The sequence below is a fragment of the Altererythrobacter sp. B11 genome, from assembly GCF_003569745.1.
GTDB lineage: Bacteria > Pseudomonadota > Alphaproteobacteria > Sphingomonadales > Sphingomonadaceae > Croceibacterium_C.
Genome location: NZ_AP018498.1, coordinates 834,747 through 858,007, shown reverse-complemented (window position 1 = coordinate 858,007; position 23,261 = coordinate 834,747). Strand labels below are relative to the sequence as shown.

27 protein-coding genes are annotated in these 23,261 nt (G+C 63.2%); 16 read left to right on the top strand and 11 right to left on the bottom strand.

The window, feature by feature from the left end:
* Nucleotides 1-209: 209 nt before the first annotated feature.
* The 4 genes from AEB_RS04120 to AEB_RS04105 form a co-directional block, all read right to left on the bottom strand.
* Nucleotides 210-431 (bottom strand): hypothetical protein, encoded by a 222-nt coding sequence (locus AEB_RS04120; protein WP_119082062.1) that lies wholly within the window; start codon nt 429-431, stop codon nt 210-212.
* 472 nt (nt 432-903) lie between these two features.
* Nucleotides 904-1,290: a single-stranded DNA-binding protein gene (locus AEB_RS04115; RefSeq protein ID WP_119082061.1), complete on the bottom strand. Its 387-nt coding sequence runs from the start codon at nt 1,288-1,290 to the stop codon at nt 904-906.
* A 263-nt stretch (nt 1,291-1,553) separates the two neighbouring features.
* Nucleotides 1,554-1,826 carry a hypothetical protein gene (locus AEB_RS04110; RefSeq protein WP_119082060.1) on the bottom strand — a complete coding sequence of 91 codons (273 nt, stop codon included), beginning with the start codon at nt 1,824-1,826 and terminating at the stop codon, nt 1,554-1,556.
* A gap of 300 nt (nt 1,827-2,126) precedes the next feature.
* On the bottom strand, nt 2,127-2,414 hold the full coding sequence (locus AEB_RS04105) for a hypothetical protein (RefSeq protein WP_119082059.1): 288 nt from the start codon (nt 2,412-2,414) through the stop codon (nt 2,127-2,129).
* Nucleotides 2,415-2,535: 121 nt separating this feature from the next.
* Between AEB_RS04105 and AEB_RS04100 the strand changes: the two genes are divergently transcribed.
* The 8 genes from AEB_RS04100 to AEB_RS04065 all read left to right on the top strand — a co-directional run bounded on the left by AEB_RS04100 (nt 2,536) and on the right by AEB_RS04065 (nt 10,543).
* Complete coding sequence (locus tag AEB_RS04100; RefSeq protein WP_119082058.1) at nt 2,536-2,889, top strand: NADH-quinone oxidoreductase subunit A; 354 nt, start codon at nt 2,536-2,538, stop codon at nt 2,887-2,889.
* A 71-nt stretch (nt 2,890-2,960) separates the two neighbouring features.
* Nucleotides 2,961-3,902, top strand: coding sequence for a hypothetical protein (locus AEB_RS04095; protein ID WP_145985262.1), 942 nt, complete (start codon nt 2,961-2,963; stop codon nt 3,900-3,902).
* Nucleotides 3,899-4,807 (top strand): complex I subunit 1 family protein, encoded by a 909-nt coding sequence (locus AEB_RS04090; RefSeq protein ID WP_119082056.1) that lies wholly within the window; start codon nt 3,899-3,901, stop codon nt 4,805-4,807. The genes AEB_RS04095 and AEB_RS04090 overlap by 4 nt, the downstream gene beginning before the upstream one ends.
* Nucleotides 4,804-5,412, top strand: coding sequence for an NADH-quinone oxidoreductase subunit J family protein (locus AEB_RS04085; protein WP_119082055.1), 609 nt, complete (start codon nt 4,804-4,806; stop codon nt 5,410-5,412). The genes AEB_RS04090 and AEB_RS04085 overlap by 4 nt, the downstream gene beginning before the upstream one ends.
* The gene (nuoK, locus tag AEB_RS04080) at nt 5,409-5,714 is read left to right on the top strand and encodes an NADH-quinone oxidoreductase subunit NuoK (RefSeq protein WP_119082054.1); all 306 of its coding nucleotides are present in this window, start codon (nt 5,409-5,411) and stop codon (nt 5,712-5,714) included. Before AEB_RS04085 ends, nuoK begins: the two co-directional genes overlap by 4 nt.
* On the top strand, nt 5,711-7,609 hold the full coding sequence (locus AEB_RS04075; protein ID WP_119082053.1) for an NADH-quinone oxidoreductase subunit 5 family protein: 1,899 nt from the start codon (nt 5,711-5,713) through the stop codon (nt 7,607-7,609). The genes nuoK and AEB_RS04075 overlap by 4 nt, the downstream gene beginning before the upstream one ends.
* 65 nt (nt 7,610-7,674) lie before the next feature.
* Nucleotides 7,675-9,114, top strand: a complete 1,440-nt coding sequence (locus AEB_RS04070; RefSeq protein WP_231958900.1) for a complex I subunit 4 family protein — start codon at nt 7,675-7,677, stop codon at nt 9,112-9,114.
* 1 nt (nt 9,115) lies between these two features.
* A complete protein-coding gene (locus tag AEB_RS04065; protein ID WP_119084444.1) occupies nt 9,116-10,543 on the top strand; it encodes an NADH-quinone oxidoreductase subunit N in 1,428 nt (475 codons plus the stop codon).
* 71 nt (nt 10,544-10,614) lie between these two features.
* Here AEB_RS04065 and AEB_RS04060 read toward each other — a convergent pair whose 3' ends face one another.
* From AEB_RS04060 to AEB_RS04030, 7 genes are all read right to left on the bottom strand, one after another.
* Nucleotides 10,615-11,181 (bottom strand): c-type cytochrome, encoded by a 567-nt coding sequence (locus tag AEB_RS04060; RefSeq protein ID WP_119082051.1) that lies wholly within the window; start codon nt 11,179-11,181, stop codon nt 10,615-10,617.
* Nucleotides 11,182-11,422: 241 nt separating this feature from the next.
* The gene (locus AEB_RS04055) at nt 11,423-11,929 is read right to left on the bottom strand and encodes a DUF2231 domain-containing protein (RefSeq protein WP_119082050.1); all 507 of its coding nucleotides are present in this window, start codon (nt 11,927-11,929) and stop codon (nt 11,423-11,425) included.
* Nucleotides 11,930-11,977: 48 nt separating this feature from the next.
* Nucleotides 11,978-12,475: a DUF6692 family protein gene (locus AEB_RS04050; RefSeq protein ID WP_231958899.1), complete on the bottom strand. Its 498-nt coding sequence runs from the start codon at nt 12,473-12,475 to the stop codon at nt 11,978-11,980.
* Nucleotides 12,472-12,984 (bottom strand): DUF305 domain-containing protein, encoded by a 513-nt coding sequence (locus tag AEB_RS04045; RefSeq protein WP_119084442.1) that lies wholly within the window; start codon nt 12,982-12,984, stop codon nt 12,472-12,474. Before AEB_RS04045 ends, AEB_RS04050 begins: the two co-directional genes overlap by 4 nt.
* A 63-nt stretch (nt 12,985-13,047) precedes the next feature.
* Nucleotides 13,048-13,464 (bottom strand): potassium channel family protein, encoded by a 417-nt coding sequence (locus AEB_RS04040; protein WP_119082049.1) that lies wholly within the window; start codon nt 13,462-13,464, stop codon nt 13,048-13,050.
* The gene (locus tag AEB_RS04035; protein WP_119082048.1) at nt 13,461-15,758 is read right to left on the bottom strand and encodes a heavy metal translocating P-type ATPase; all 2,298 of its coding nucleotides are present in this window, start codon (nt 15,756-15,758) and stop codon (nt 13,461-13,463) included. The genes AEB_RS04040 and AEB_RS04035 overlap by 4 nt, the downstream gene beginning before the upstream one ends.
* A gap of 125 nt (nt 15,759-15,883) precedes the next feature.
* The gene (locus AEB_RS04030; protein WP_231958898.1) at nt 15,884-16,585 is read right to left on the bottom strand and encodes a c-type cytochrome; all 702 of its coding nucleotides are present in this window, start codon (nt 16,583-16,585) and stop codon (nt 15,884-15,886) included.
* A gap of 228 nt (nt 16,586-16,813) precedes the next feature.
* On the opposite strand from AEB_RS04030, the gene AEB_RS04025 reads away from it, so the two are divergent.
* From AEB_RS04025 to copD, 8 genes are all read left to right on the top strand, one after another.
* Entirely contained in the window at nt 16,814-17,098 is a 285-nt protein-coding gene (locus AEB_RS04025) for a hypothetical protein (RefSeq protein ID WP_231958897.1), read from the top strand.
* Nucleotides 17,095-17,538 (top strand): Spy/CpxP family protein refolding chaperone, encoded by a 444-nt coding sequence (locus AEB_RS04020; RefSeq protein WP_231958896.1) that lies wholly within the window; start codon nt 17,095-17,097, stop codon nt 17,536-17,538. The genes AEB_RS04025 and AEB_RS04020 overlap by 4 nt, the downstream gene beginning before the upstream one ends.
* Before the next feature lie 4 nt (nt 17,539-17,542).
* Nucleotides 17,543-18,103: an RNA polymerase sigma factor gene (locus AEB_RS04015; RefSeq protein WP_119082047.1), complete on the top strand. Its 561-nt coding sequence runs from the start codon at nt 17,543-17,545 to the stop codon at nt 18,101-18,103.
* Nucleotides 18,104-18,159: 56 nt separating this feature from the next.
* Nucleotides 18,160-20,004, top strand: a complete 1,845-nt coding sequence (locus tag AEB_RS04010; RefSeq protein ID WP_119084438.1) for a copper resistance system multicopper oxidase — start codon at nt 18,160-18,162, stop codon at nt 20,002-20,004.
* Entirely contained in the window at nt 20,001-21,227 is a 1,227-nt protein-coding gene (locus AEB_RS04005) for a copper resistance protein B (RefSeq protein ID WP_119082046.1), read from the top strand. The genes AEB_RS04010 and AEB_RS04005 overlap by 4 nt, the downstream gene beginning before the upstream one ends.
* A 20-nt stretch (nt 21,228-21,247) precedes the next feature.
* Nucleotides 21,248-21,766 (top strand): YybH family protein, encoded by a 519-nt coding sequence (locus AEB_RS04000; protein ID WP_119082045.1) that lies wholly within the window; start codon nt 21,248-21,250, stop codon nt 21,764-21,766.
* A gap of 109 nt (nt 21,767-21,875) precedes the next feature.
* Complete coding sequence (gene copC, locus AEB_RS03995) at nt 21,876-22,244, top strand: copper homeostasis periplasmic binding protein CopC (protein WP_119082044.1); 369 nt, start codon at nt 21,876-21,878, stop codon at nt 22,242-22,244.
* A gap of 1 nt (nt 22,245) precedes the next feature.
* Nucleotides 22,246-23,175, top strand: a complete 930-nt coding sequence (gene copD / locus AEB_RS03990; protein WP_119082043.1) for a copper homeostasis membrane protein CopD — start codon at nt 22,246-22,248, stop codon at nt 23,173-23,175.
* The last annotated feature ends 86 nt before the right edge of the window (nt 23,176-23,261 follow it).

Below are 23,261 nucleotides of genomic sequence, written 5' to 3'. Positions count from 1 at the left end.
AAACGCCGCACCCTCAGGAGCGCATCGCCAGATGCGCGGGACAGAGTGCGTCCAAAGCCCCGCTCGAATTGCGCGCGAGCCCGATGATCCGTCCGACCCCACTGCGGATCGCGGCGGCGGTCCTGGGGCGTCCGGGCAGGCTGAAGACCCCCGGGCAAACATGAAAAAAGGGAGCGGGAACCGCGATCCGGTTCCCGCTCCGCCGAGGCTCAGTAATCCTCGAGCATGCCCCCATGAACCGTGTGAACCACCCGCGACGCCAGATGCGCGGGCAGCGCATTGTAGTCGCCTTCGTCGAGCGCGAAGTATCCCAGTTCGGCATCCTCGACGACATGCTGGTCGAAGAAGCTGTGAAGCGCCCTTTTCTCGGCGGTTTCCAGAGCCGCGAAATAGCTGCGAGACGGCAGCGGGCAATGCATTGAACAAGCCATGATAATCCTCCTGAAACTGTCGTGAGACGACAGGAGGTCGGCCGATGGTCTGGGGCCTTCCGGGTCACAGGATCGCTCCGCAGGGGCGACCGCGCGAGCGGCGGTGGGGGCAACGATTTTGGGCGCGGCCGGATGCAGTCCGGCGGCGGGCAAAATGGTGGGGCCCCGCACGTCCTTGAGGCGGAAGGAACCGGGCCATCATGCTGGGATAGCCGTGAGCCAGGACCCCACCCACCTTGCGTCGGGCAATAGCACGCCACGTATCGAAGGAAGCCGGGAACGCCGGTGGAGCGCGACCAGGTGTGCACGCCCACTGAATCGTGAACGGGACTGTCGGCATCATCGATCGACGACGGTATTCCGCCGCAGCCTTGTCCATTCACGCTGCCAGGCGGGCTCCAGCCTGGTCTGTCACGGCAAAAAGAGGCCCTGCCGCGGCGGGCAGGGCCTCTCGGAGAGGTGGATCGGTCGTTCAGTCGATCGGAGGTGCGTCCTGGTTGTCGCCGCCGCTGGCGCGGGAGAGGAAGTCGACCTTGTCGGCGAGAATCTCGCAGCCGTAGCGCTTGATGCCGTCCTGGTCTTCCCACTGCGTGTAGTGCAGGCGGCCCTGGACCGAAACCAGCTGACCCTTGGAGCAGTACTGGCCGACGGTCTTGGCGAGACCGTTGAAGCAGGTCACCCGGTGGAATTCGCTGTCCTTGGCGGTGTATCCGCTTTCGTCCTTGTAGGTCTTGCCGTCCTTGTCGCGCGCGGGACGGTCGGTGACCACGGTGATCCCGGTGACACTGGTGCCGCCCTGGGTTTCGCGGGCCTCCGGATCGCGGGCGATGCGGCCGGTGAGGATAACGAGATTGGTCATGATGATTTCTCCTTCAGCTTGCCAACCGGAACCCGTTTCCGGCTTGCGAACGTCGATGAGAAACAGGGCATGGGAGGGTCGCACCGCAGGCCGCATGGCCAAGGGAAACCCGTTCGCGACGGGTGGTGCGGGCAGCCCGCGCAGCGGGCAACACGGCCGGAAGCGAACGGGTTGCGATCCCTCAGCTGACCTGATTCAGACAGGTTCGCATGAAAGCCGGACTGGGCTCCGATTCAGCCTGAAGGGGTCCAGCGTTCCTTCGTTCATTCAGTGGCTGCGTCGACTTCGTTTGCAGTCAGCGGATCCATAAGATTGCGGCCAGCGTCGCGATCACCGGCATCCTTGAACACGACATCGATCTCAGGGGCGGCCCCAAACATGTGCAACAGCGTCCACAGGGCGAAGCGCTTTCCTCGATCCTGCTCGAGTGCGAGATCGACCTGGCAGCGCTCAATGCCCGAAGTGAGCATGTCGGGTCTGACCGACGACAATTCGGTGTCATGGAAATAGCGCAGCAAAAGTTCGTCGAGGTTCATTCCGACAGACTAGTGCAATACCGGCTCCAGGCCAGATCGATACTAGCCGGATCAAAACGCAAGATGAGCCGCCAGCGTCGCGCCGCTGGCGAGCGCGAGCTTCGCAAAATACTCAGCGCGGCTTTTTGCGCCAAGACAAGTGGCGCCGCGATCTTCAGGTGAGGAGCCCAGCCGCAGCGAAGGCTCGGCGCAAGCGACGCGTGACGGCTTTGTGGATGGGAACCGCCGGCATCCCGCGCCGGTGTTCGAATCGCAATTCGCTGACCAGCCAACCCAAGAGAACTCCGATACGGATCGGGCTCATACCTCTGCGCCAATCCATATTGCCACGCTGATGGCGGAAACTAGAGCCAAATCCGAAGAAAGGTTCGAAACGATCAGCATATGGAAGGCATCTTGAGGCTTCCTCGTGAACACGATCGCGGCGAACGCCACCCCTAGCAGAATTGTGTTGAGCGCAATGGTCAGACTCAGAGCGAGTATTGCCAACTGGATAGATCCGCTGGTGATCCCTAAAGCGATCGGAATACCGAGCGCTCCGACGAGCGGAACCAGCTGTCGAACGGACTGTCCCGTCACCTCTCTCATTTCTATCCAGCGCTCCGATGCGTGCCAGGCCTTTCAGCTCCTAAATTGACACTCCCTTTTGCAATGCGAAACTTCATAGGTTGCAGCGCGTTCGCATTGAACACAGCGGGACATTTCACAAATGCGCGACCTTGGCCAGCTGACCGCCCTCATCGCATTCGCAGCGATAGCAATAGCTCTCGTCGTTTTGGCGTCGCCTGTGGTCATTTCACATAACCAAACGCAGCCACAACAGATTCCCTTCCTCGGCGGCGGCAGCCAGCGCTCGCACGCATGGCAGCGATATCATCTGCGCTATTATCCAATGACGCTGCTCTTCATCGCCTTCGAGATGGAGATGATGTTCATGTATCCATGGGCCGTGGTCTTCGTCGAGGAAGGCCTCAAGGCGCTGGCTGAAATGGGCATGTTCCTGTCGATCCTCGGTGTCGGCATCGTCTATGCCTGGCGCGAGGGTGTGTTTCGCTGGCAGTGAGCGTGCTCGCACGCCTTGCGGCCCGCTCCGCGGCACCATTCTACCCAGCCTTCGGTTTGGGCGGAGAGGCGATGGTCGCCCGGCTATCACGGCAATCTTCTGTCAGGGCGGTGCGGAGCATCCGTCACGCTGCGATCCTGCTCGTCGCCGGAAGCCTGCGCGAAAGCGACACCGATGCGCTGAAGCGGTTGCACGATCAGCTTCCCCACCCGCGAACGACGCTGTGGTGGGGTTGCAAGCCGTTCGACTGCGCAACGGCACCCACGTCGGTCGCAGCCCATGACAATCCGGCGCCGATACTCGATGCACTAGACCGCAATCTGCTGACGGGCGCGCGCAGGTCCGAAGAGGCGTGGCTGGCAGACGCGCCCCCCAACCCATGGCGCGGCAAGGGCGAACACGGCCAGGGCGGAAAGGGCATGATGGGCGGAACGCCTTATGGCCGGAAAATGGCCATGATCGGCGCCGACTTGCGCGACGGCCTCGAGCTGGATTCAATGACCGTGACGCTTGGGCCGTTCTTCCCGCTGCTGCCGCCCGGCCTTGCGCTGGAGATGACGCTTCAGGGCGATGTCATCCAGGAGGCGCGGGTTTGCAGTCCAGCTTGGCCGGACAGCAATGCCTCTACCGAACCGCTGTTGCGCGCCGCGCGGATGCTCGAGCTGCTCGAACTCGGTGCGCTGGCTCTGCGTTGCCGGCGAGCGGCGGCAGAAGGAGGAGCGGAGCGAGCCTCTCTTCTGCAAGCAGCGCGGCGGGCGGGCGCGTTCCTGGCGATCCCACCCCGCCTCGGACGCGTACGGGACCAGCTTGCCGAAGCGCTTGGCGGTGGTGAGGCAGTCGGCCCTGAGGACGACACGCGCCTGGTCGATCGCCTGCCGGGACTGGAATGGCAGGAGGCGATGCTGCTCATCAACTGCTTCGATCCGCAGACCTTGAGGCGAATTGCCCGGCCCGAACCGTCCGAAGAACGTCAAGACGGCGCAGACGAGAAAGGGGAGATCGAAGCAACATGATCGCGATCGTCCTCGTCGTTGTCATGCTTTTGACCGGCATTTGGTTTGCCGCGACGATCCAGCGGCTGATCTTCGCGAAAGTCAGCGGCGGCGGCTTCCAAGGCGGGTTGCTAGCGCCTTTCGCCGAGGCGGCGCGATTGCTGCTACAACAGTCTATCCGCACCGAGCGACCCGATCGGGTGAACTGGGTGCTGGCGCCAGTGCTTTACTTCGCACTCGCCGCCGCCGGTCTGTCGGTCGTGTCATTCGCACGCGGCCTCGCTGTCGCCGATCTCGACAGCGGCATCGTGCTGTGGGGTGCGTGCGAGGCGCTGACCATCGTAGCGGTGTTTCTCCACGGCTGGTCGGCCAATTCACTGCTGCCGCTGATCGGAGGCTATCGCTTCGTCGCGATTGGCCTGCCGGCGATGCTGCTGTCGATGTTTGTGCTGATCGGTGCAGCGCTTCCCGCGCAATCGTTGGCGGTGAGTGCGATCGTCGAATCGCAGCGCGAACTCTGGAACGTCGTTCGCCAACCGCTCGGGCTGCCGTTATTCCTTCTGCTCGGCCTTGCGATCAGTTTGCGTGGGCCGTTCGACTACGCCGATTCGGCCGACCTTGCCGGAGGAACCCAGAGCGAAACTTCCGGTTCTGCGCGACTCGCGTGGGCCATCGCGCGCCTCGCGATGCTGACCGCGTTCGCCGCGATGGGGGCGAGCGTTTTCCTTGGGGGTTACCTCGGCCCTTGGCTGCCCGGTCCCGTATGGCTGGCCCTGAAGACAGCAGTTCTGCTGGTTGTAATGGTGTGGCTAGGGCAGCGCTTCGCGCGTTTCCAGGTCGCGCGGATGATGACGCTGCTGTGGACCGTCCTGCTGCCGCTGTCGTTCCTCGATCTCGCCATCGCCGGCGTCGAGGCGCTGCCGTGAGCGCCGCAGATCTCGCCTTCTATCTGCTCGCGCTCGTGGCTGTCGTCAGCGGCTGGCGCGTATTCCGCACCGACAGCATGGTGCGTGCTTCGTTCCTGTTGATGGCGTCGTTCATCGCCGTTGGCGCGATCATGCTCCTGCTCGCGGCGCCGTATATCGGCATGGCGACTATATTCATGATGGCGGTGGAGATGATGGTCATGGCGCTGTTCATGGTGATGTTCATGATGAACCCGGCCGGGCTCAATCCGATGAATATGGTTCACCAGAACCGGTTGTCGATTGGCGCAGGAGTTGCCGCGTTTGCCGGCCTGACGGTCGCAATCCTGCTGAGCGATCTGCCAAGTGACCGCATCGCGGCGGGGGCGCCAGTAATCCGCGATCTAGGGACCGAGCTGCTCGGCTCCTCGATGCTGATCTTCGAAAGCGCTGGCGTGACGCTGCTCGCGGCGATGATCGCCACGGTCGTGCTCTCGGCCCGCAGCGGCCGCTTTGGTCCCTCAGACGAAGGCTCGCGGCCGCCGGGGCTGGTCCCTGGCGGGGAGCCTGCGGGGCGGCGGCCGGAAGCTGAGCAGGAAGATAACAAGGAGGAGAGCGAGGGATGACGGTCACGGCCGTCTTGGTTGTCGCCGCCGCGCTGATCGGCACCGGGCTTTACGGCGCGCTGTCGCAACAGAGCTTCGTGATGCTGATGATGGGACTGGAACTGATGCTCAATGGTGTGCTTCTCGCCGTCATCGGCTTCTGGTCACTCGGGGTCGGGGGCCCGCCCAAAGGCCAGTTGCTGGCGATCGTCGTCATGGCGGTGATGGCGGTGGAAATGGCGGTCGGCTTTGCATTGGTGGCGGCGGTCTATCGCCGGCGACAGGTCGACACCACCGAAGGGCTGGAGACACTGAAGGAATGACGGAGTGGGCGCTCTTTCTGTTGCCGCTGGTCGGCGCTCTGCTCACCTTCGCCGAACCAAAGCGCCGGGTCTGGCTGGGCGCCGGAGCCAGTCTGGTGCTCTTGGGCACTCTGGTTTTGGCGCTGCTGTCGGATACAGGGGCAACGAGCAGGATCGCATGGGGCGGCGGACTGGAAATGTCCGCCACGCTTACTCCGCTTTCGCGCATGGTGGCGATCCTCGTGCCGGCAGTCGCCTTCACGGTGCTGACCTATGCCACCGCGCACGAGAAGGCGGCGGGCCTGCGCCGGCTCATCGCACTGATGCTCGCCTTCGTCGGCGGGATGGAGCTGCTGGTGATAGCTGGAGACCTGCTGACGGTGCTGATCGGCTGGGAGCTGGTCGGCGCCTGCTCGTGGGCCCTGATCGGGCACCGCTGGCATGAGGACGCGCCGGGACGATCGGCGAACTTCGCATTCATCGCAACGCGCACGGGCGACCTCGGCCTGTTCGTCGCGGCAATGGCGGCCTTCGCCGGCTCCGGCAGCTTCGACTTCGCGGCCCTGTCCACGCTCCCGTCGCCTCTGTTGGCCCTTGTCGCGGCGGGCGTGCTGGTTTCGGCAGCGGCCAAATCGGGTCAGGTGCCATTCTCGCCCTGGCTCTTCCGGGCCATGGACGGGCCGACCTCGGTGTCGGCGCTGCTGCATTCAGCCACGATGGTCGCGGCGGGCGCCTACCTGCTGGCGCGGCTGGAGCCGGTGCTGGCACCGGTTTTGTGGTTTGGCCCGACCGTAATCGCGATCGGCCTGACCACGGCGCTGGCGGGCGGGATCGTCGCGCTGATGCAGCCGCACGCCAAGAAGCTGCTCGCCGCCTCGACTTCGGCGCATTACGGGCTGATGTTCGTGGCTACGGGCGCGGGTTTTCCGCTGGTCGCGATCCTGCATCTCGTCGCGCACGGTTTCTTCAAGGCGCTGCTGTTTCTCGCCGCGGGCATCGCGGGGGAGCGCGCCGGCGATTTTCAATTGCGTCATATGGGCTTCGCGAGGGTTCTGCCCGTCACTGCTGTGGCAAGCGGCATCGGGGCCTTGGCGCTTGCGGGAGTACCGCCGCTCGGCGGTGGCTGGACGAAGGAGCAAGTGATCGGTTCGGCCGGCGATCATGGCTTCGCGCTTGCAGTGGCAGTGATGCTCGCGGGGGCTTTGAGCGCCGCCTATGCCGCCCGTTTCCAGTTGATGGTGTTCGGCCGAAAGAAAGGCGATGGCGGAGCGTACCTGCCGAACTGGGCGGAGAAGTCGGCCGCTGTTCTGCTGGCGCTCGCCAGCCTCCTGCTCGGCCTGCTGTGGCTGCCTGGTTTGCCCGATGCGATGGCCGCGAAGTTTGACGCCACGTTGCCGCCTTCCAGAACCAGCGAACTGCTGCTGTCGCTGCTGCTGGTCGCCAGCGGCCTTGCATTGGGTACGATACTGGCGAAGAGGCCAACTCTCGGAACGCAAGGAATTTCGCAGTCCCTCGCCGAATGGGTCGGTCTTCCCGCAGCGATCCGCCTGGCGGTGACGGAGCCGGTTCTGGCGCTGGCGCGGCTCGCGGGTAAGGCGGACGAGCGGATCGTCACTGCGCTCGCGCGCGGCGTGACGAAGCTGGGGCGGCTGGGCTCCGCAAGCTTCGCTAAGGCGGACAAGGCCCTGGTCGATCGCGGAATCATCTTGACCGGTCAGTTCGGCGAATGGCTGGCGCAGGTGTCGAGCAGCATCGGCGAGGCCGTGGTCGATGCGCTGCCGGAACGCACCGGCGGTGCGGTTTCGCTAGGCGGCCGCTACTCCGCCCGTCTCCAGACCGGGATGAGCCACCAGTATTACGTGGCGATCGCCGGCGGAATAGCCCTGATTGTCGCTCTCACCTTCTTGGGAACCTGACCATGCTTACGCTCTGCATTCTTCTGCCCCTGGTCGGCGCGATGGTTCTGGCCCTGAGGCCGGGTATGAGTGCAGGCGCGGCGCGGCTCTCGGCCGCGGCGGTCAGCGCCGTTCCGTTGGCGCTGCTGGTAGCGGTCTGGCTCGGCTTCGACACGCGTGCGGGTGCGCCGATGTTCCAGGCGGTCGAGGACCTGCCGTGGATCCCCACTCTCGGGGTGGGGTGGCGGCTCGGCGTCGACGGAATCGCACTGGTGGTGGCGACGATGAGCGCACTGCTGTTTCTAGCCGCCGCCGCATGGCCGATCGAGCTCGGCGAGCGCGCGCGGCAATATTACGCCTGGATCCTGTTCCTCGAAGGCGTTTCGCTCGGCGTGTTTCTGGCGCTCGACCTGCTGCTGTTCTACGTGTTCTTCGATCTCAGCCTGGTCGGCATGTATTTCCTGATCGGGCGCTGGGGCCACGGCGATTCGCAAGCCGCGGCGCTCAAGTTCTTCCTCTATACGCTCGCGGGATCACTCGCGATCCTGCTCGCCGTCCTCGGCCTCGTGCTGGCAGACGGCGGACCGCTGACCTTCGACATGCGCGAGCTGATCGCGCGTCAGCCGCTGGCGGATGGGGGCTTGCGCGCAGGCCTCGTGCTGCTCGGCTTCGTGTTCGGCTTCGGGATCAAGACGCCGCTGTTCCCGGTGCACACCTGGCTGCCGCCCGCCCATGTCCAGGCGCCCGCGCCGGCTTCGGCAATCCTGGCCGGCGTCCTGCTCAAGATGGGGACATATGGGCTGATCCGGATTCCCTTGGCGATGATGAGCGAGACTTTTGCCCGTTATGCGATCTGGATTGGCATCATCGCACTGGTGTCGATCTTGTGGGGCGCACTCGTTGCGCTCGGGCAGAAGGACATGAAGCGCAGGATCGCCTACACCTCGGTCAATCACATGGGCTACACTGTACTGGGCATTGCCGCAGCCGGCTCGCTCATTGTGGGCCACGAGGCAGCGCGGCAACTGGCGCTGACCGGTGCGGTGGTCGAGATGGTGGCACACGGGCTCATTACGGGCTCGCTGTTCCTGATGACCGGCGCGTTCTGGCAGCGCACGAAAGAGTATTCGCTCGCCAGCTATGGCGGCCTTGCCGGACTGGCGCCCAAGCTGACCGCCGCTTTCATCCTTGCCGCATTCGCCAGCCTCGGTCTCCCGGGGCTGGCCGGGTTCGTCGCCGAGTTCCAGATCTTCGCAGGTACGTTTGCGGTTCACCCCTGGCTCGCCGGACTGGCGCTGATCGGCATATTGCTGACCGCGGCGCTGTTCCTGACGATGGTGCGGTCGATTTTCTTCGGCAAGCGCAAGCTCCCAGACGGCACGAGCGCCTTCGCTGACCTGCGAGGCGCCGAAATTACCGTGCTCACGGTGCTGCTGGCGCTGGTGGTGCTGATCGGGGTGTGGCCGGCGTGGCTGCTCGACCCGATCACCGCTTCGGCGCGCGCACTGATCGGTGGAGCCGGCTGAAGTGGCGATCGGCGACGTCGTTCCTGAAATCGCGCTCGTGGTCGCAGCCGTCGCGGCACTTTTGCTGGCATCCTTTGTCACCCATGAACGCCAGGGCTGGTGTGCGCTGGTGGCGCTAATCGGGCTTGGGGCAAGCTTCTTCGCGTGCGTCCTGCAATTCACCGATGCGCCCAAGCTGAGCTTCTCGGGCGCCTGGGTGCTCGACGGTGCCGCTATCTGGGCACGACTGCTCATCGCCGGCGGCACAGCGCTGGTCGTGACCATGACGCCGGGGTGGATGCGCAGCGATCGGCGGCACGGCGAGTATTACGCGCTATTACTGCTTTCGGCCGCGGGTGCGATGCTGATGGCAGGCGCGGCGGACTTGCTCGAATTGTCAGTCGGCGTGCTGCTCTCGTCGATCACCGGCTACACGCTGGCGGCCTATCACCGCGCCTGGTCGATCTCGGTGGAAGCCGGCGTCAAGTATTTCCTAATCGGCGCTTTCGCCAACACGCTGCTGATGATCGGCGTGACGCTGATCTTCGGAATGCTGGGAAGCACGCGCTACGATGCAATCGCGGTGCGGATGAGCGAAGGCGCTTCCGCCTCACCGCTGCTGGTGATCGGCGCCGGACTGACAATCCTGGGCATAGCATTCAAGATGGGTGCGGTTCCGGTCCACAGCTGGATGCCCGATGTAGCCGAAGGCGCCCCAGCTCCCTCGGCGGCATTCCTGACGGTCGTGCCGAAGATCGGCGCAGCGGTCGCGCTGGCCCGGGTCGTGATGCTGTTCCCGGTCGATCTCATCGACTTGCGTCCGCTGATCGCCGTTCTGGCAGCGCTGACGATGACACTCGGCAACCTTGCAGCACTCTGGCAGAGCGACTTGCGCAGGCTGCTCGGCTGGTCCTCGGTGTCGCAGTCTGGCTATGCGCTAGTTGCGGTGGCCGTGATCGGCCGCACTTCCGGGGCGCTGCCAGCGTTGATCTTCTTTCTGTTGGGGTACGCGGCGGCGAACCTCACTGCCTTCGCGGTGGTCACGCACTTGCGCGGACGAACGCGAATCGAAGATTACGCGGGTCTCTGGCGACAGCGGCCATGGGTCGCCTTCGCCCTAATCCTGGCACTGTTCTCGCTCGTCGGAATTCCCCCTTTGGGGGGCTTCGTCGGCAAGCTGACGGTGTTTCTCGCGGCGATCGACGGCGGCTACGGATGGCTGGCGGCGCTTGCCGTGGCAAACACCGTCGCCTCGCTATTCTATTATTTGCGTGTGATCGGGCCGGCTTACTTCGCGGCTCCGGGTTCAGACGTCTGGACACTCTCGCGCGGCAGCGGTGTTGCGGTCTTGCTTGCGTCGGCTCTCATCATCGCTTTGGGAGTGGGAGCGGCGCTCCTGCTGAGTCCGCTGCAGGGGCACGATTTTCTGATTATTGCGGAGGCCGGATGAAGCACAGCCTGGGTAGGGATGCGCTTCCCGCACTCGGCCGAAGCCTCGGCTGAGATTCGACGCGCTACCAATCAGTGCGAATGAGCGGCGCCTTCGCCCTCCTCTGAGTGACTGCCGCTTTCGGCCGCGTAGGCGGCGTATTGCTCTGCGCTCATGCTCGGCATCGCTTTCACGAAAGCGACGATATTCCAGATTGTCGCATCTTCATGTGTATCGCCAAAAGAAGGCATGGCAGTTGCTTTGACGCCGTGCTTCACAAGCCAGAAAATCTCAGCAGGCTGCCATTCCTTGGCTGCCGAGGCGAGCGCGGGGGGCTGGGGCCGCATTCCTTTCACCCACTCTTCCTTAGCGGCTCCTACACCACCGTGGCAGTGCTGACACATGGCCTTGTATTCCGCTCCGCCGGCCGAAATCATGGTCGACGTGAAGGTTGGCGGCGGCTGAACATTTTCGGCTCTCGCCCGGACCGAATTTTCCATTGAAGTGCTAAGCGCCCATTCAACGGGGGTAGTATGGCGCTCGTCGGCCGCGACGTTGTAACTGCCTGTGAGGATGACGACGAGCGCGATCGTAGCCATTATCATGAGCATACCTACCGCGCCGATCAGGGTACTGCGCCAGGATATCTCCTTGTGCATGCCGGTGTCCCTTCGAGGTGCTTCACTCTTAGAAGACTTCAGATAGTGTCTCGTTCCATTGGCATATCAACTGCGAGGAAGCACGCGTGAGGTCCTTCACGCTTTTGTCGGTTTCCATTGTGGTAAAGCCGTCGGGAGATGTCGGCGCAGACCGTTACGCCGCGCCAACGGCAGTCAACGGCTGTTGAAGCGTGGCTACGCCCAAGTGGAAATCATCTGCCTCGCACAAAGGCGGAGCTGATCACTCGCCGCTTCCGGAGCCCTCACGCTCGCCGCTCAAACGCCGGTACAGCATTCGCGAAGGCCTCTTCGCTTCAGCTTCGGGCGCAGTCCCCTGACCCGCGGCTGCAACCCCGCCGCCATGGACATACACAATTTCTCCGCCCATCCAGGTCTGCAGGGTCAGGCCTCCAAGAACAATCCACGCAAATAAGAGGTAAGTTACCGCCGGGCTATCGAGCGACCAGCGCCAGATCGCGCCGATCACTAGTGCAACAACGAGTGTCAGGCCGGACTTCATGTGCAGGTGGACGAGCTCATGCGTCTCATGCGCCAAGTCATCCCGCTTCATGTCCCAATACCCGGCCGGCGCGGCCACGGCCGCACCTGCCGCTGCAATCGCCATCGCCCATTGGCCAACGACGAACAGCTGCGGAAACCCAGCGACCGCGGCGACGGTATCTGCGATGACTGAGGTGACTCCCAAGGCTACGGGGTAATGGACAAGGGCGGGATGAACGGGCGGCATCGTCTGTACTCCTTGAAACTTTCCTTGGACTTGGGCCGTTCGCTTCCTTCATCGCTTCTGGGTGCACACCTCGTACCCCCGGAAGCCCAGCTCATCCTTCGCTTCTGGGAGCCAGATGATCATCTCGGCTTCGCGCCTGCCATCGTCCCCAAACTCCTGATCGACCGGGCGCAGTTCGACGCGCAGACCGCCATCCGCAAACTTACCTTCGCCGCGCGAGGCCAGCGGGATCAGCTTGCCGTTGAGTTTGATGACGCCCGTGCCCTGCGGATCGTCGTAGACGAACGACGGGAAGCCGACCGCGGTCAGACGGAGCGAACATTTGCCGCTCATTCCTCCTAGACTCGCGACATCTGCATCGCTCATGGTCTCCGGCTGGATTGCTTCGGTCGCGATGCCCGACAGTGCCTCGGCGGCGCCCATCTTGGGCGCCGGTGTCGGCGCAGGCTCGAGTTGAGCCTCCCGGTCGTTTCCCGGATCGGTGTTCTGGTTGCAGCCGGTCAGAGCCAGCAGGCCGAGGGCGGCAATCGGTGCTAAACGGATCACTGTGCATTCTCCTCTACCGGCGTGGCCAGGGGTGCGGCCTTGGGAGCCATTTCGGCGGGGCGCGGCTGCCTTTGCGCAGTGCGCACGCCGTTTCTCTCGATGTCTTCGATCAGATATTTCATTTCGGCGATCTCGCGGCGCTGCGCGACGATGATGTCCTTGGCGAGTTCGCGCACCCGCGGATCGCGGATGTGGGCCCGTTCGCTGGTCATGATCGCGATCGAGTGGTGAGGGATCATCGCCTTCATGTACTCGGTATCGGTGACCGTCGACTGGCTTCGCACGAGCCACAACGCCAGGCTGAAGACCACTGCTGCGGTGCCCAGAATGATGAAATTCTTGGTCTTGTTCTTGTACATCGACCACATGAACAGCAGCATGATTACCATCATCACCGCGCCCATGACGAAGGTCATCCAGAAGCGTGTTTCGCTCCAGAAGATGTGGTCGGCGCTGTAGGTGTTGGCATACATCAGCAAGAACATGACGACGGTGGACGTCGCGATCATCGACATGAAGCGTACGTAACCGCCGCCCCCTCCCGATTGATGTGATTGTTGATTTTCGGGCATTCATTCCTCCTGTTTGCTCATGGTTTGATAGACGTACTGGGCGGTGCAGCTGATCAGGAGAAATCCGGTGAGCGATGCAATTCCGGTGATCACCCGCAAATGCTGCGTAGGATAAATGTTTCCCAAACCGACGGTGGTGACCGTGATCAACGAGAAGTAATAGTAATCCATCCAAGCCATAGACGGTTCCTTGGCAAACCCGCCCAGCCCGAGACTGGCGGCGAAGGCAAAGCCGAGCGCAAACAAGGCAGCCACAGCCAAATGGCTGACAAGGACTATCAGCGAGCCGCCGACCAGGCGGGCTCCGCGTGGGGCTCGCCCGGGGGGCGAGACCCGCTTGGCCAGACGAAGCATCCCCAGGTGGAGCGAAAGACCCAGAATGAACAACACAACGCCGATGAGAAGCGCGGTAATCATTTCGCCATGCCGCTCGCGAGCGTGGGGAGGCGAAGCCCGCGCAAGCGGAGCGCGTTCGCTATCACGGAGACCGACGACAGGCTCATCGCGGCGGCCGCGATCATGGGATTGAGCAGCAGCCCGAAGACCGGGAACAGCACACCCGCCGCGACCGGAATCCCGAGCGTGTTGTAGGCGAAGGCGAAGAACAGGTTCTGCCGGATGTTGCGCATCGTGGCGCGGGACAGCACGATGGCCTGAACGACGCCAGTCAGATCGCCTCGAACCAGCGTGATGCCGGCGTTTTCAATCGCGACATCGGTACCGGTGCCCATCGCAATGCCGACATCGGCGGCAGCAAGCGCGGGCGCGTCGTTGATGCCGTCGCCCGCCATGGCGACACGGCGCCCTTCGGACTTCAACCGTTCGATCTCGCGATGCTTGTCCTCGGGCGAGACATTCGCGTGAACCTCGTCGATGCCCATCTCGCGCGCGACCGCTTCGGCAGTAGCCCGGCTGTCACCGGTTAGCATAACCACGCGTATGTTGCGCGTGTGCAGCGCCGCGATGGCTGCGGCGCTCGTGGGCTTGATCGGATCGGCGACGGCGATCAGTCCGGCGGGGCGGCCATCGACCGCAACGAACATTACCGTCTGGCCCTGTTTGCGGCCGCTTTCCGCCGAAGCGAGCCAGGTCTCGTCATCGATTCCCACGCGCCGCATCATCTTCTCGTTGCCGATGGCAACGCGGCGCTCATGCACCATCGCCTCGACACCTTCGCCGGTCGTGGAGGCGAGGTCTGTGGCCTCTGCAGGCGACACCCCGCGTGCCCGCGCGCCTTCGACGATGGCATGTGCAAGCGGATGCTCGCTGCCCATTTCGACACCTGCGACGGCGGCGAGGAACCCGGTCTCGTCAATATCTTCCGCAGTCGTCACCGCAACCAGATCGGGCTTGCCCATCGTCAGCGTGCCGGTCTTGTCGACGACCAGCGTATCGATCTTCTCGAGCGTCTCGAGTGCCTCGGCATTGCGGATCAGGATTCCGTGCTGCGCGCCCTGGCCGGTGCCGGTCATGATCGACATCGGCGTGGCCAGGCCGAGGGCACAGGGGCAGGCAATGATGAGCACCGCGATCGCATTGACCAGCGCGTAGGCCAGCGCGGGCGCCGGTCCCCAGATCGCCCAGACGACGAAAGTGACCGCCGAAATGCCGATGACAACAGGTACAAACCAACCTGCGACCTGATCGGCCAACCGTTGTATGGGAGCACGGCTGCGCTGCGCCGCTGCCACCATCTGCACGATCTTGGACAGCATCGTATCCGTGCCCACGCCCGTTGCGCGCATCACGAACCCGCCGGTCTGATTGACCGTCCCTCCGATCACGGTGTCGCCTGCCCGTTTAGCTACGGGAAGTGGCTCGCCGCTGATCATCGATTCGTCGATAGCGCTCGATCCTTCCTCGATTTCGCCGTCGACCGGAACTTTGTCGCCTGGGCGCACGCGCAGGAGGTCGCCGGTGGCAAGCTGATCGAGCGGCACCTCGCGTTCATCGCCCACGCCGAAGATCTTGACCGCGCTCGGCGGCGCCAGTTCGAGCAGCGCACGCAAGGCGCTCGAAGTCGATCCGCGCGCCTTCAGTTCGAGGACCTGGCCGAGCAGGACCAGCGTGGTGATAACCGCCGCGGCTTCATAATACACGCCCACTCGGCCCGAATGATCGCGGAACGCTGCGGGAAAGAGGTCGGGTGCAACCGTCGCCACGACGCTGAACAGATAGGCGATCGCTACGCCGAACCCGATAAGCGTGAACATGTTGAGGTTGCGCGTCTTGAGAGACTGAATCGCCCGCACGAAGAACGGCCACCCACCCCACAAGACCACCGGGCTTGCGAGCAGCAACTGCACCCACTGCGCCCCTGCCGGTTCGATCAACCGGTCAAAGTTTATCCCAGGGATCAGATCGCCCATCGCATAGGCGAACAGCGGGATTGTAAAGAGCGTGCTCCACCAGAAGCGGCGGCGCATATCGACGAGTTCGGGATCGGGACCCTCGTCGAGGCTGACCATTTCGGGCTCGAGCGCCATGCCGCAGATCGGGCAGCTCCCGGGACCCGGCTGACGGATCTCGGGATGCATCGGGCAGGTGTAGATCGTGCCCTCGGGCGCGTCCTCGACCGCATCAAGGTGGGCACCCGATAAGTAGAGATTCGGGTCGATCAGGAACTTGTCCTTGCACCGGCTCGAGCAGAAGTAATGCTTTGCGCCCACATGCTCGGCGACGTGCTTGGCGCCCTCGATCGTCACAACCATCCCGCAGACCGGATCGACGGCCGTTCCCGGGATCGCCGGATGCGCCTGGTCATGAACATGCTTCTGGTGATCTGTCAGTGGACTTCTCGCTTTACGTCGGAGGTATCTCCGCCTTCGATTTAACGTCAGTGAGCGTGAGAGGCTCCCGGTGGATCCACATGGCCTGCATCTCCGGCAGGAGCCGCCATCCCCTCCATCGCTGCATCATGACCCGAGCCACCGCCGTGGTGGTCAGCACCGTCGGCAGGCGGCGCCATGCCCTCCATCATCTCGTCATGATCGGCGGGCGCACTGGCTATGATTGCGTTGTACTGCGCGGGCGACATTTTGGGCAGCTTGCGCACGAAGGCGACCATGTCCCAGATCAGCTCGTCGTTATGGGTCTTGCCCCACGCGGGCATCGCGCTGAGCTTGATTCCGTGCTTGATCGCCCAGAATTGCTCGGCGGGCGTGTGATCAAGACCGGCCGAGGCCAATCGGGGCGCCTGAGGATAGAGCCCCTGGCTCATTTCGGACGGCTCGAGTCCCGGGCCAAGATGGCAGCCCGTGCACATTTCCGTATAGAGGCCCGCACCGCTCGCAATCCGGTCCGGGCTGTCGAGATCGGTCGGTGCCCGGATGCCATCGGCAGCCCGCGAAATCGAGCGCTCCCGCAAGGTGTCGAGGGTGTTGTAGACGAAGCTCCAGTGGGGGGCATCGGCGCCGATATTGTAGACCCCGGTGTAAATGAAGGCACCGGCAACGGCAGCGGAGGCCATCAAGGCCACCACGACGAACGAAACACTCGGCAAGTGCCGCTTGAGGTCATAGGGTTTCTTGTAAGCCAATTTAGCTCTCCCTGAATACGATTGTTCTATCTTCGACGCTGACGAGCGAAATTACCCTGCCAAGGGAACTTGTTAAGCCGGGAGGCCTCGAAGCACCTTAGTCCGGCAAAGCGCAGACGCGTCTGACTGTGATACGGTGCACAAGGCTGTAGCCCTCAAAAAAATATTCGAGGGCTAGGGCGTCGGGGCGCGTATGAGAAGCAGAACGGCGATGGAGAATGAGAAGCCATGGACGAAGTCACTCTGGACAATGCCCTTGCCAGACTTGCAGCGAACACCCACGCCTCCGACTGGAGCCCCGATTTTTACCCCGGCGTGTGGCAGCGGATAGGACAGATGCAGGAAAGGCGCGATCGGCGCGGTCGTTCGCTGCTTGGACTTGTTGTAGCCGTCGTTGCACTCGGGGCTGGACTGGGCACAAGCGGCCTCCCCCTATATGCGCAAGCCGAGACGCCCCTGATGGCGGAAACGACCCAGCTCGCACCGTCCGCGCTGCTCCACGTTTCCCCATGAAGCTGCGAACCTGGCAGACCGTCCTTCTGCTCGCCATTGCGGCCGCTGTGGGCAGTTTGAGTGCGATTGCCGCGAACTGGCTGATCTCCGAAAGCAAAGCGCCTGCGGGCCTGCATGCGTTCGTACACGAGGAACTCGATCTTAGTCCCGCCCAGGAGCAGAAGCTCGACAGACTGGAAGAGCGTTTTGCAGTGGAGCAACGCCGTCTCGAGCTCGAACTGAGGTCGGCCAATGCTCAGCTCGCCGAAGCGATGGAGAGTGAACATCGCTACGGACCCGGGGTCGGCATTGCGATCGACCGGGTCCACACGAGGATGGGTGATCTCCAGAAGGCGACCGTTCGTCACGTATTCGCCATGCGCGACCTGCTCAATCCTCGGCAGCAGTCCGCGTTCGACCACGAGGTGACAAACGCCCTGACCGCCGATCCATCCGACTGAGGACATGGAATTCGCCAATGATACGAACGAGCGTGCACTGGTAGTAGCCGCGCAAGGCGGTGATCGCAGCGCGTTCGACCGCTTGCTCCAACAGCATACGCCGCGACTTCTCGCGCTGGCGAACCGAATGCTCGGAAACGTCCCGGATTCCCAAGACGCCGTGCAAAACGCGCTGGCTTCGGCATGGCTTGCACTGTCCCGCTTCGACCCGGCGCTGCGCCTTGGGCCGTGGCTGGCCACAATTACCATAAACAAGTGCCGCGATGCCATCCGCAGCAGGCGCTTTACGCAAATGTTAAGCTCAGGCGGCGATGACGGCACTTTTCTGATCGCCGACGACACGCCCGACCAGGAACACCAGCTGCATGGCCGACAACTGCTCGCGCAAGTGGAACGCGAGATAGTCCTTCTGCCTTTGAAACTGCGTGAGCCGTTCGTGCTCGTGACCTTCGATAACCGCAGTCAGGCAGAAGCGGCCGCCATTCTCGACATCAGCGAAAAGGCCGTCGAAACAAGGATATATCGGGCACGGCAACAGCTCAGAGAAAAATTCGCGGATTTTTGAGGGGTGAGCACTGACCAGCCGTATTAGATGGAAACAGCTCAATGGAAATGACAGATATGCCGGCGTTGAATCGTAGACACTTCCTGCACACAGGCGCGACCTCGCTCGCCTCGATTGGCCTGCTGAGTGCGGTGCCCGCCTGGGCGCGCGGCGCCAGCTTGATGGGCGGGCTGATTCGTCAAGGATTCGACGAAGTGTCGGGCACGAGCATCGACCTCACCATTGGTGAAGGACAGCGCCTGGTCCAGGGACGCCGGGGGCACGGGATCGCCGTAAACGGCAGCGTACCCGGGCCGCTCGTGCGCCTCAAGGAGGGTCAGCCGGTGCGGCTCAACGTCACAAACACCCTCGATGCTGACAGTTCGATCCACTGGCACGGACTTCTGGTGCCATTTCAGTTCGACGGCGTTCCGGGAGTGAGCTTTCCTGGCATCAAGCCGGGGCAGACTTTCACCTACGACCTGCCGGCGATCCGTCAGGCGGGCACGTACTGGTGGCACAGCCATTCCGATCTTCAGGAACAGGCCGGGCATTACGGGCCGATCGTAATCGATCCCGCCGGATCCGACCCGGTGCAGGCGGACCGGGATTATGTGCTGCTGCTCAGCGAGTTCACGCCGATGATGCCGCACGCGGTCATGGACAAGCTCAAGAAGGGCGAAGGCTATTTCAATTACCAGAAGAACACCTGGACCGACGACTATCCGCTGAGCGGGGCTGACCGGCGGATGTGGGCGAAGATGCGCATGATGCCCACGGATATCCTCGATGTCACCGGCTCGACATACACCTATCTGGCGAACGGTTTCGGACCGAAGGAAGGAATGGAGTTCCTGTTCAAACCGGGCGAGCGGATCCGCATCCGGGTGATCAACGGCAGTGCGATGAGCTTCTTTAACGTCCGTATCCCGGGGGCAACCATGCATATCGTCGCCGCAGACGGCCAGAACGTGCGTCCGGTGCCGGTCGAGGAGTTCCAGATCGGCACCGCGGAAACCTATGACTTCGTCGTCGAGCCCACCGGGGAGGCGATGACGATCGTCGCAGAATCGATGGACCGTTCGGGCATGGCGGTGGCCACTCTCGCCAGCCGCCCCGGCGCGCGCGCGCCGGTTCCGGTGCTACGCGATCCGCCGCTGCTCACCATGGCCGATATGGGCATGAGCGGAATGGACCATGGCGGCGGAGGCATGGAAGGGATGGAAGGGATGGATCATGGTGCGGGTGGTATGGCCGGCATGGACCATTCCGCCATGGGGTCGGGCGCTATGGGCGATGCAGCCAATCCGGCCATGACCACCGCGCCCGAGCCGATGGGCGGGATGGACATGGGCGGCATGAACATGCGCGACACCTCGATGCTGCCGCCTGATGTCAAGGTGGGTCCCGGGCTCGACATGGTAGCGATGAACCCGGTCGATCGAATGGGCGACCCCGGCATCGGACTCGACGGCCTCCCGTACAAGGTTCTGACCTACAAGGATCTCGTTGCGCTTGCCCCGCATGCCGAGCTGCGTACCCCCTCGCGGCAGATGGAAATCCACCTGACTGGCAACATGGAGCGGTTCATGTGGTCGTTCGACGGGAAGAAGTTCTCCTCGGTGAGCGATAAGCCGATCCGGTTTGCCAACAACGAACGGGTGCGGGTCAAGCTGGTGAACGACACGATGATGGCGCACCCTATTCATCTTCACGGGCATTTCTTCGAGCTGGTCAACGGCGCCCCGGCGCAACATCAGCCGAACAAGCACACGGTCGTCGTCCAGCCCGGCGGAAGCGCCACGTTCGACCTAACCGCCAACGAGCCCGGCGACTGGGCGTTCCACTGCCACCTGCTCTATCACATGCATGCGGGGATGTTTCAGATCGTCACCGTCGCGCAGCCGGGAGCGGGCGCATGAGGCCGCTTATCGCACTCATGATGCTGGGCGTCGCGACGCCGGCGGTGGCGCAACATGCCGGACACAGCATGCCCATGGGCATGCCGATGCCGAAGCCGACGCCGACGCCAGCCCCCAAGGCGACCCCCAAACCCACTCCGCCGGCGAAGAAGGCGCCCCCTGCTCCAGCCCCGACTAAGAACGCCCCGGCGCCGGCAAAGAAAGTCGCTCCGGCCAAGAAGCCCGTGGCTGGAGCGCCGAAGGCTCCGGCCGCGACCAGCGTCTCGCCGCCTCCCGCCGAGGGCGCGATGGACCACAGTATGATGGACCATGGCGCAATGGATCAGGGTCAGATGGATCAAGGCACTGCTGCGTCTCCCGCCCCCTCTTCGCCTGAAGATCACGGCGACATGGACATGGGCCAGATGAACCATTCCCAGATGGATATGAGCGGCATGGATCACTCCAAGATGGACATGGGCGCAATGGCCATGCCCATCCCCGAGGGACCACCGCCGGCCGCTGCCGGGTCCGGACCGCCGCGTGCGGCCGACGCCATCTGGGGCGCCGAAGCCATGCGCGGATCGCGCGAGGCGCTTCGCCTTGAACAGGGCGGACAGAAGTTCCTCTGGTTCATGGCGGACCGCGCCGAATACCAGGTCCGTCAGGGCAAGGATGGCTATCTGTGGGATGTCCAGGGCTATTACGGCGGCGACATCAACAAGATCTGGTTCAAATCCGAAGGCGAAGGAAGCTTCGGCGAGAAGATCGAAAGCGCGGAAACACAAGCGCTCTACAGTCGGGCAATCAGCCCGTGGTTCTACCTTCAGACGGGGCTGCGCCAGGACTTCGCACCGCGCGATCGGACTTACGGGGTCATAGGTATCCAGGGGCTGATGCCCTACCGCTTCGATATCGATGCCGCTGCGTTCCTGTCAGACAAGGGTGACCTCACCGCCCGGTTCGAGGGCGAGCTCGATCAGCGCGTAACTCAACGCCTGATCCTGCAGCCGCGGGCCGAAGTGAATCTGGCCGCGCAAGATATTCCCGAACTGGGTATCGGAGCCGGTCTTGATACGCTCGAGCTGGGTGTGCGGCTGCGCTACGAAATCGCCCGCGAATTCGCTCCCTACATCGGTATCGAACAAGCCTGGAAGATCGGCCAGAGCGCGGATTACGCGCGTGCGCGGGGGGATGATCCGAGCGTGACCAATTACGTGGTCGGAGTCCGATTCTGGTTCTGAGCTTCAACAAGGACATTTCGATGAAAACCCCTCTTCTTGCTGCCGCGCTCGCGTTCGGCCTGGCGCTGCCTGCGGCTTCTGCCCATGCACAGAGCCCGGATCATTCCGCCCACACCATGGCTACCGCGGCGGGAGGTCCAGCCCCTAACGCTCAAGAAATTTCCGGCGCCGAAGCCTTGCTCGTCGCCTATCGCGATGCGCTGACCGCGCGCGATGCAAAGGCCATGACGGATTTGTTCGCCCAGGACTCGGCCATTTTCGAGAACGGGAAGGCCGAGGGCAGCTTCGCAAATTACATGGAGCATCATCTCGGACCCGAACTTGCCGAGATTGCGAGTTTCACCTTCGGCAGACCAACGGTGACGGTGACCACCATGGGCCGCATGGCCTATGGCCGCGAGACATACACTTACCGGATAGAATTATCCGACGGACGGGTGATCGACCGCGAAGGCGCCGCGACTTCGGTGCTGATGCAAGACGATGGAGGATGGAAGATCGTCCAATATCATTCCTCGTCTCGCGCGCCGCGGAAATGACGAAAGGATCTTCGCGAGCCTGAGAGTCAGGACAAGGTCGTGTATTAAGCCGTGCTTCACATGCCTTTTGTACAACAAGTAGAATAATTTTCACCAAAGGAGATGACCAATGAAAAACGTTACGTCTAGCGTTCTGGGCGCCATTGGCGCTGCATCGCTCTTGATCGCCGGGCCCGCTTTTGCGCACGCCAAACTTACGTCCTCCAATCCCGCCGATCACGCCACGGTGTCTGCAGCGCCCAAAGCCATCTCGTTGACGTTCAACGAACAGCTCGTGCCGGCTTTTTCCAAATTCGAGGTGACTATGCCCGAGCACGGAATGGCGGTTCCGGTAAAGACTGCGGTGGCAAAGGACGGCAAGACGATCGTCGGAACTCCAGCACAGGCGCTGCCCAAGGGCACTTACAAAGTCGTCTGGAGCGCTGCAACCGCCGATGGCCATAAGATGACGGGCGAGCTGAACTTCAAGGTCGGCTGACATGATCGAGCCGGTAGTCGTCAGCCTCAGGCTTATCCAATATCTGGGAGCGATGCTTCTCATGGGAGCATCGCTCTTCTTTCTTTACTCGGGCGGCCGACCGTTCCCGGAACGCGGAGGCCTGGCACGGCCCCGACGCCTTCTCCTGCTCACCGCCGCCTCGGCTCTCGCAGTCGCAAGCCTCGCGGCCGTCGCGGCGCAGTCGATTCTGTTCGCAGGGTCGCTGTCCGATGGATTAGATGTGAACTCGCTGCGCACAGTCGCGTTCGGAATGGATCTTGGCAAGGCGGCTCTGGTTCGAGCGGCGGCGGCGACGCTTGCAACGGTGCTGCTCCTCATCCTGCCCGCTGGAAGGACCAGCTGGATGACCGCAGCCGTCCTTGGCACGGCGGCCACGGCGAGCCTCGCCTGGCTCGGTCACGCGGCGGCCGGAGAAGGGTCCATCGGTACCGTCCATTTGCTCAGCGATATTCTGCACGTCATGGCTGCCGGAGTCTGGATCGGTGCGCTGTTCGGATTGTGGCAACTCCTTCTCGCCCGGCCCCGAAGCGACCGCGACAGCCTGGAAATCCACGCAGCCCTGCACGGTTTTTCCGGGATCGGATCGGCCGCTGTCGCGCTCATCCTGCTGACCGGACTGGTCAACAGCTGGGTCCTGGTGGGGCCGGACAAGGTGTTAGAGCTTTGGACTACGCGCTACGGCCAGTTGCTGGTCGTCAAGATCGTGCTCTTCGTGATCATGATCGCGTTCGCCGCCGCCAACCGCTTTCGGCTCACCCCCGCGCTGGGCAAGGCGTTGAGCGACGAGAAGCTCCGGCGCCGCGCACTCCCTCCCCTGCGGCGAAGTATTGCGCTCGAAACGGTGTTGGGAATCGCGGTGCTGATCCTTGTTTCGTGGCTCGGCACGCTCGAGCCTCCTGTTGCGCTGTAACGTCGCGCCAGATGAACTCCGGCCCCGCCGAACTCGCCCCGCTCTCGGAGAAAGCCCGAACGTCGGGCAACGCCGCCGCCCGGGCC

Bases quoted from the DNA above. Each gene is read 5' to 3' on its own strand.
- AEB_RS04120 (WP_119082062.1), bottom strand. From the start codon at position 431: ATGGCTTGTTCAATGCATTGCCCGCTGCCGTCTCGCAGCTATTTCGCG.
- AEB_RS04115 (WP_119082061.1), bottom strand. From the start codon at position 1,290: ATGACCAATCTCGTTATCCTCACCGGCCGCATCGCCCGCGATCCGGAG.
- AEB_RS04110 (WP_119082060.1), bottom strand. From the start codon at position 1,826: ATGAACCTCGACGAACTTTTGCTGCGCTATTTCCATGACACCGAATTG.
- AEB_RS04105 (WP_119082059.1), bottom strand. From the start codon at position 2,414: ATGAGAGAGGTGACGGGACAGTCCGTTCGACAGCTGGTTCCGCTCGTC.
- AEB_RS04100 (WP_119082058.1), top strand. From the start codon at position 2,536: ATGCGCGACCTTGGCCAGCTGACCGCCCTCATCGCATTCGCAGCGATA.
- AEB_RS04095 (WP_145985262.1), top strand. From the start codon at position 2,961: ATGGTCGCCCGGCTATCACGGCAATCTTCTGTCAGGGCGGTGCGGAGC.
- AEB_RS04090 (WP_119082056.1), top strand. From the start codon at position 3,899: ATGATCGCGATCGTCCTCGTCGTTGTCATGCTTTTGACCGGCATTTGG.
- nuoK (WP_119082054.1), top strand. From the start codon at position 5,409: ATGACGGTCACGGCCGTCTTGGTTGTCGCCGCCGCGCTGATCGGCACC.
- AEB_RS04075 (WP_119082053.1), top strand. From the start codon at position 5,711: ATGACGGAGTGGGCGCTCTTTCTGTTGCCGCTGGTCGGCGCTCTGCTC.
- AEB_RS04070 (WP_231958900.1), top strand. From the start codon at position 7,675: ATGAGTGCAGGCGCGGCGCGGCTCTCGGCCGCGGCGGTCAGCGCCGTT.
- AEB_RS04060 (WP_119082051.1), bottom strand. From the start codon at position 11,181: ATGCACAAGGAGATATCCTGGCGCAGTACCCTGATCGGCGCGGTAGGT.
- AEB_RS04055 (WP_119082050.1), bottom strand. From the start codon at position 11,929: ATGCCGCCCGTTCATCCCGCCCTTGTCCATTACCCCGTAGCCTTGGGA.
- AEB_RS04045 (WP_119084442.1), bottom strand. From the start codon at position 12,984: ATGATCGCGACGTCCACCGTCGTCATGTTCTTGCTGATGTATGCCAAC.
- AEB_RS04040 (WP_119082049.1), bottom strand. From the start codon at position 13,464: ATGATTACCGCGCTTCTCATCGGCGTTGTGTTGTTCATTCTGGGTCTT.
- AEB_RS04035 (WP_119082048.1), bottom strand. From the start codon at position 15,758: ATGGTTGTGACGATCGAGGGCGCCAAGCACGTCGCCGAGCATGTGGGC.
- AEB_RS04025 (WP_231958897.1), top strand. From the start codon at position 16,814: ATGGACGAAGTCACTCTGGACAATGCCCTTGCCAGACTTGCAGCGAAC.
- AEB_RS04020 (WP_231958896.1), top strand. From the start codon at position 17,095: ATGAAGCTGCGAACCTGGCAGACCGTCCTTCTGCTCGCCATTGCGGCC.
- AEB_RS04015 (WP_119082047.1), top strand. From the start codon at position 17,543: ATGGAATTCGCCAATGATACGAACGAGCGTGCACTGGTAGTAGCCGCG.
- AEB_RS04010 (WP_119084438.1), top strand. From the start codon at position 18,160: ATGCCGGCGTTGAATCGTAGACACTTCCTGCACACAGGCGCGACCTCG.
- AEB_RS04005 (WP_119082046.1), top strand. From the start codon at position 20,001: ATGAGGCCGCTTATCGCACTCATGATGCTGGGCGTCGCGACGCCGGCG.
- AEB_RS04000 (WP_119082045.1), top strand. From the start codon at position 21,248: ATGAAAACCCCTCTTCTTGCTGCCGCGCTCGCGTTCGGCCTGGCGCTG.
- copC (WP_119082044.1), top strand. From the start codon at position 21,876: ATGAAAAACGTTACGTCTAGCGTTCTGGGCGCCATTGGCGCTGCATCG.
- copD (WP_119082043.1), top strand. From the start codon at position 22,246: ATGATCGAGCCGGTAGTCGTCAGCCTCAGGCTTATCCAATATCTGGGA.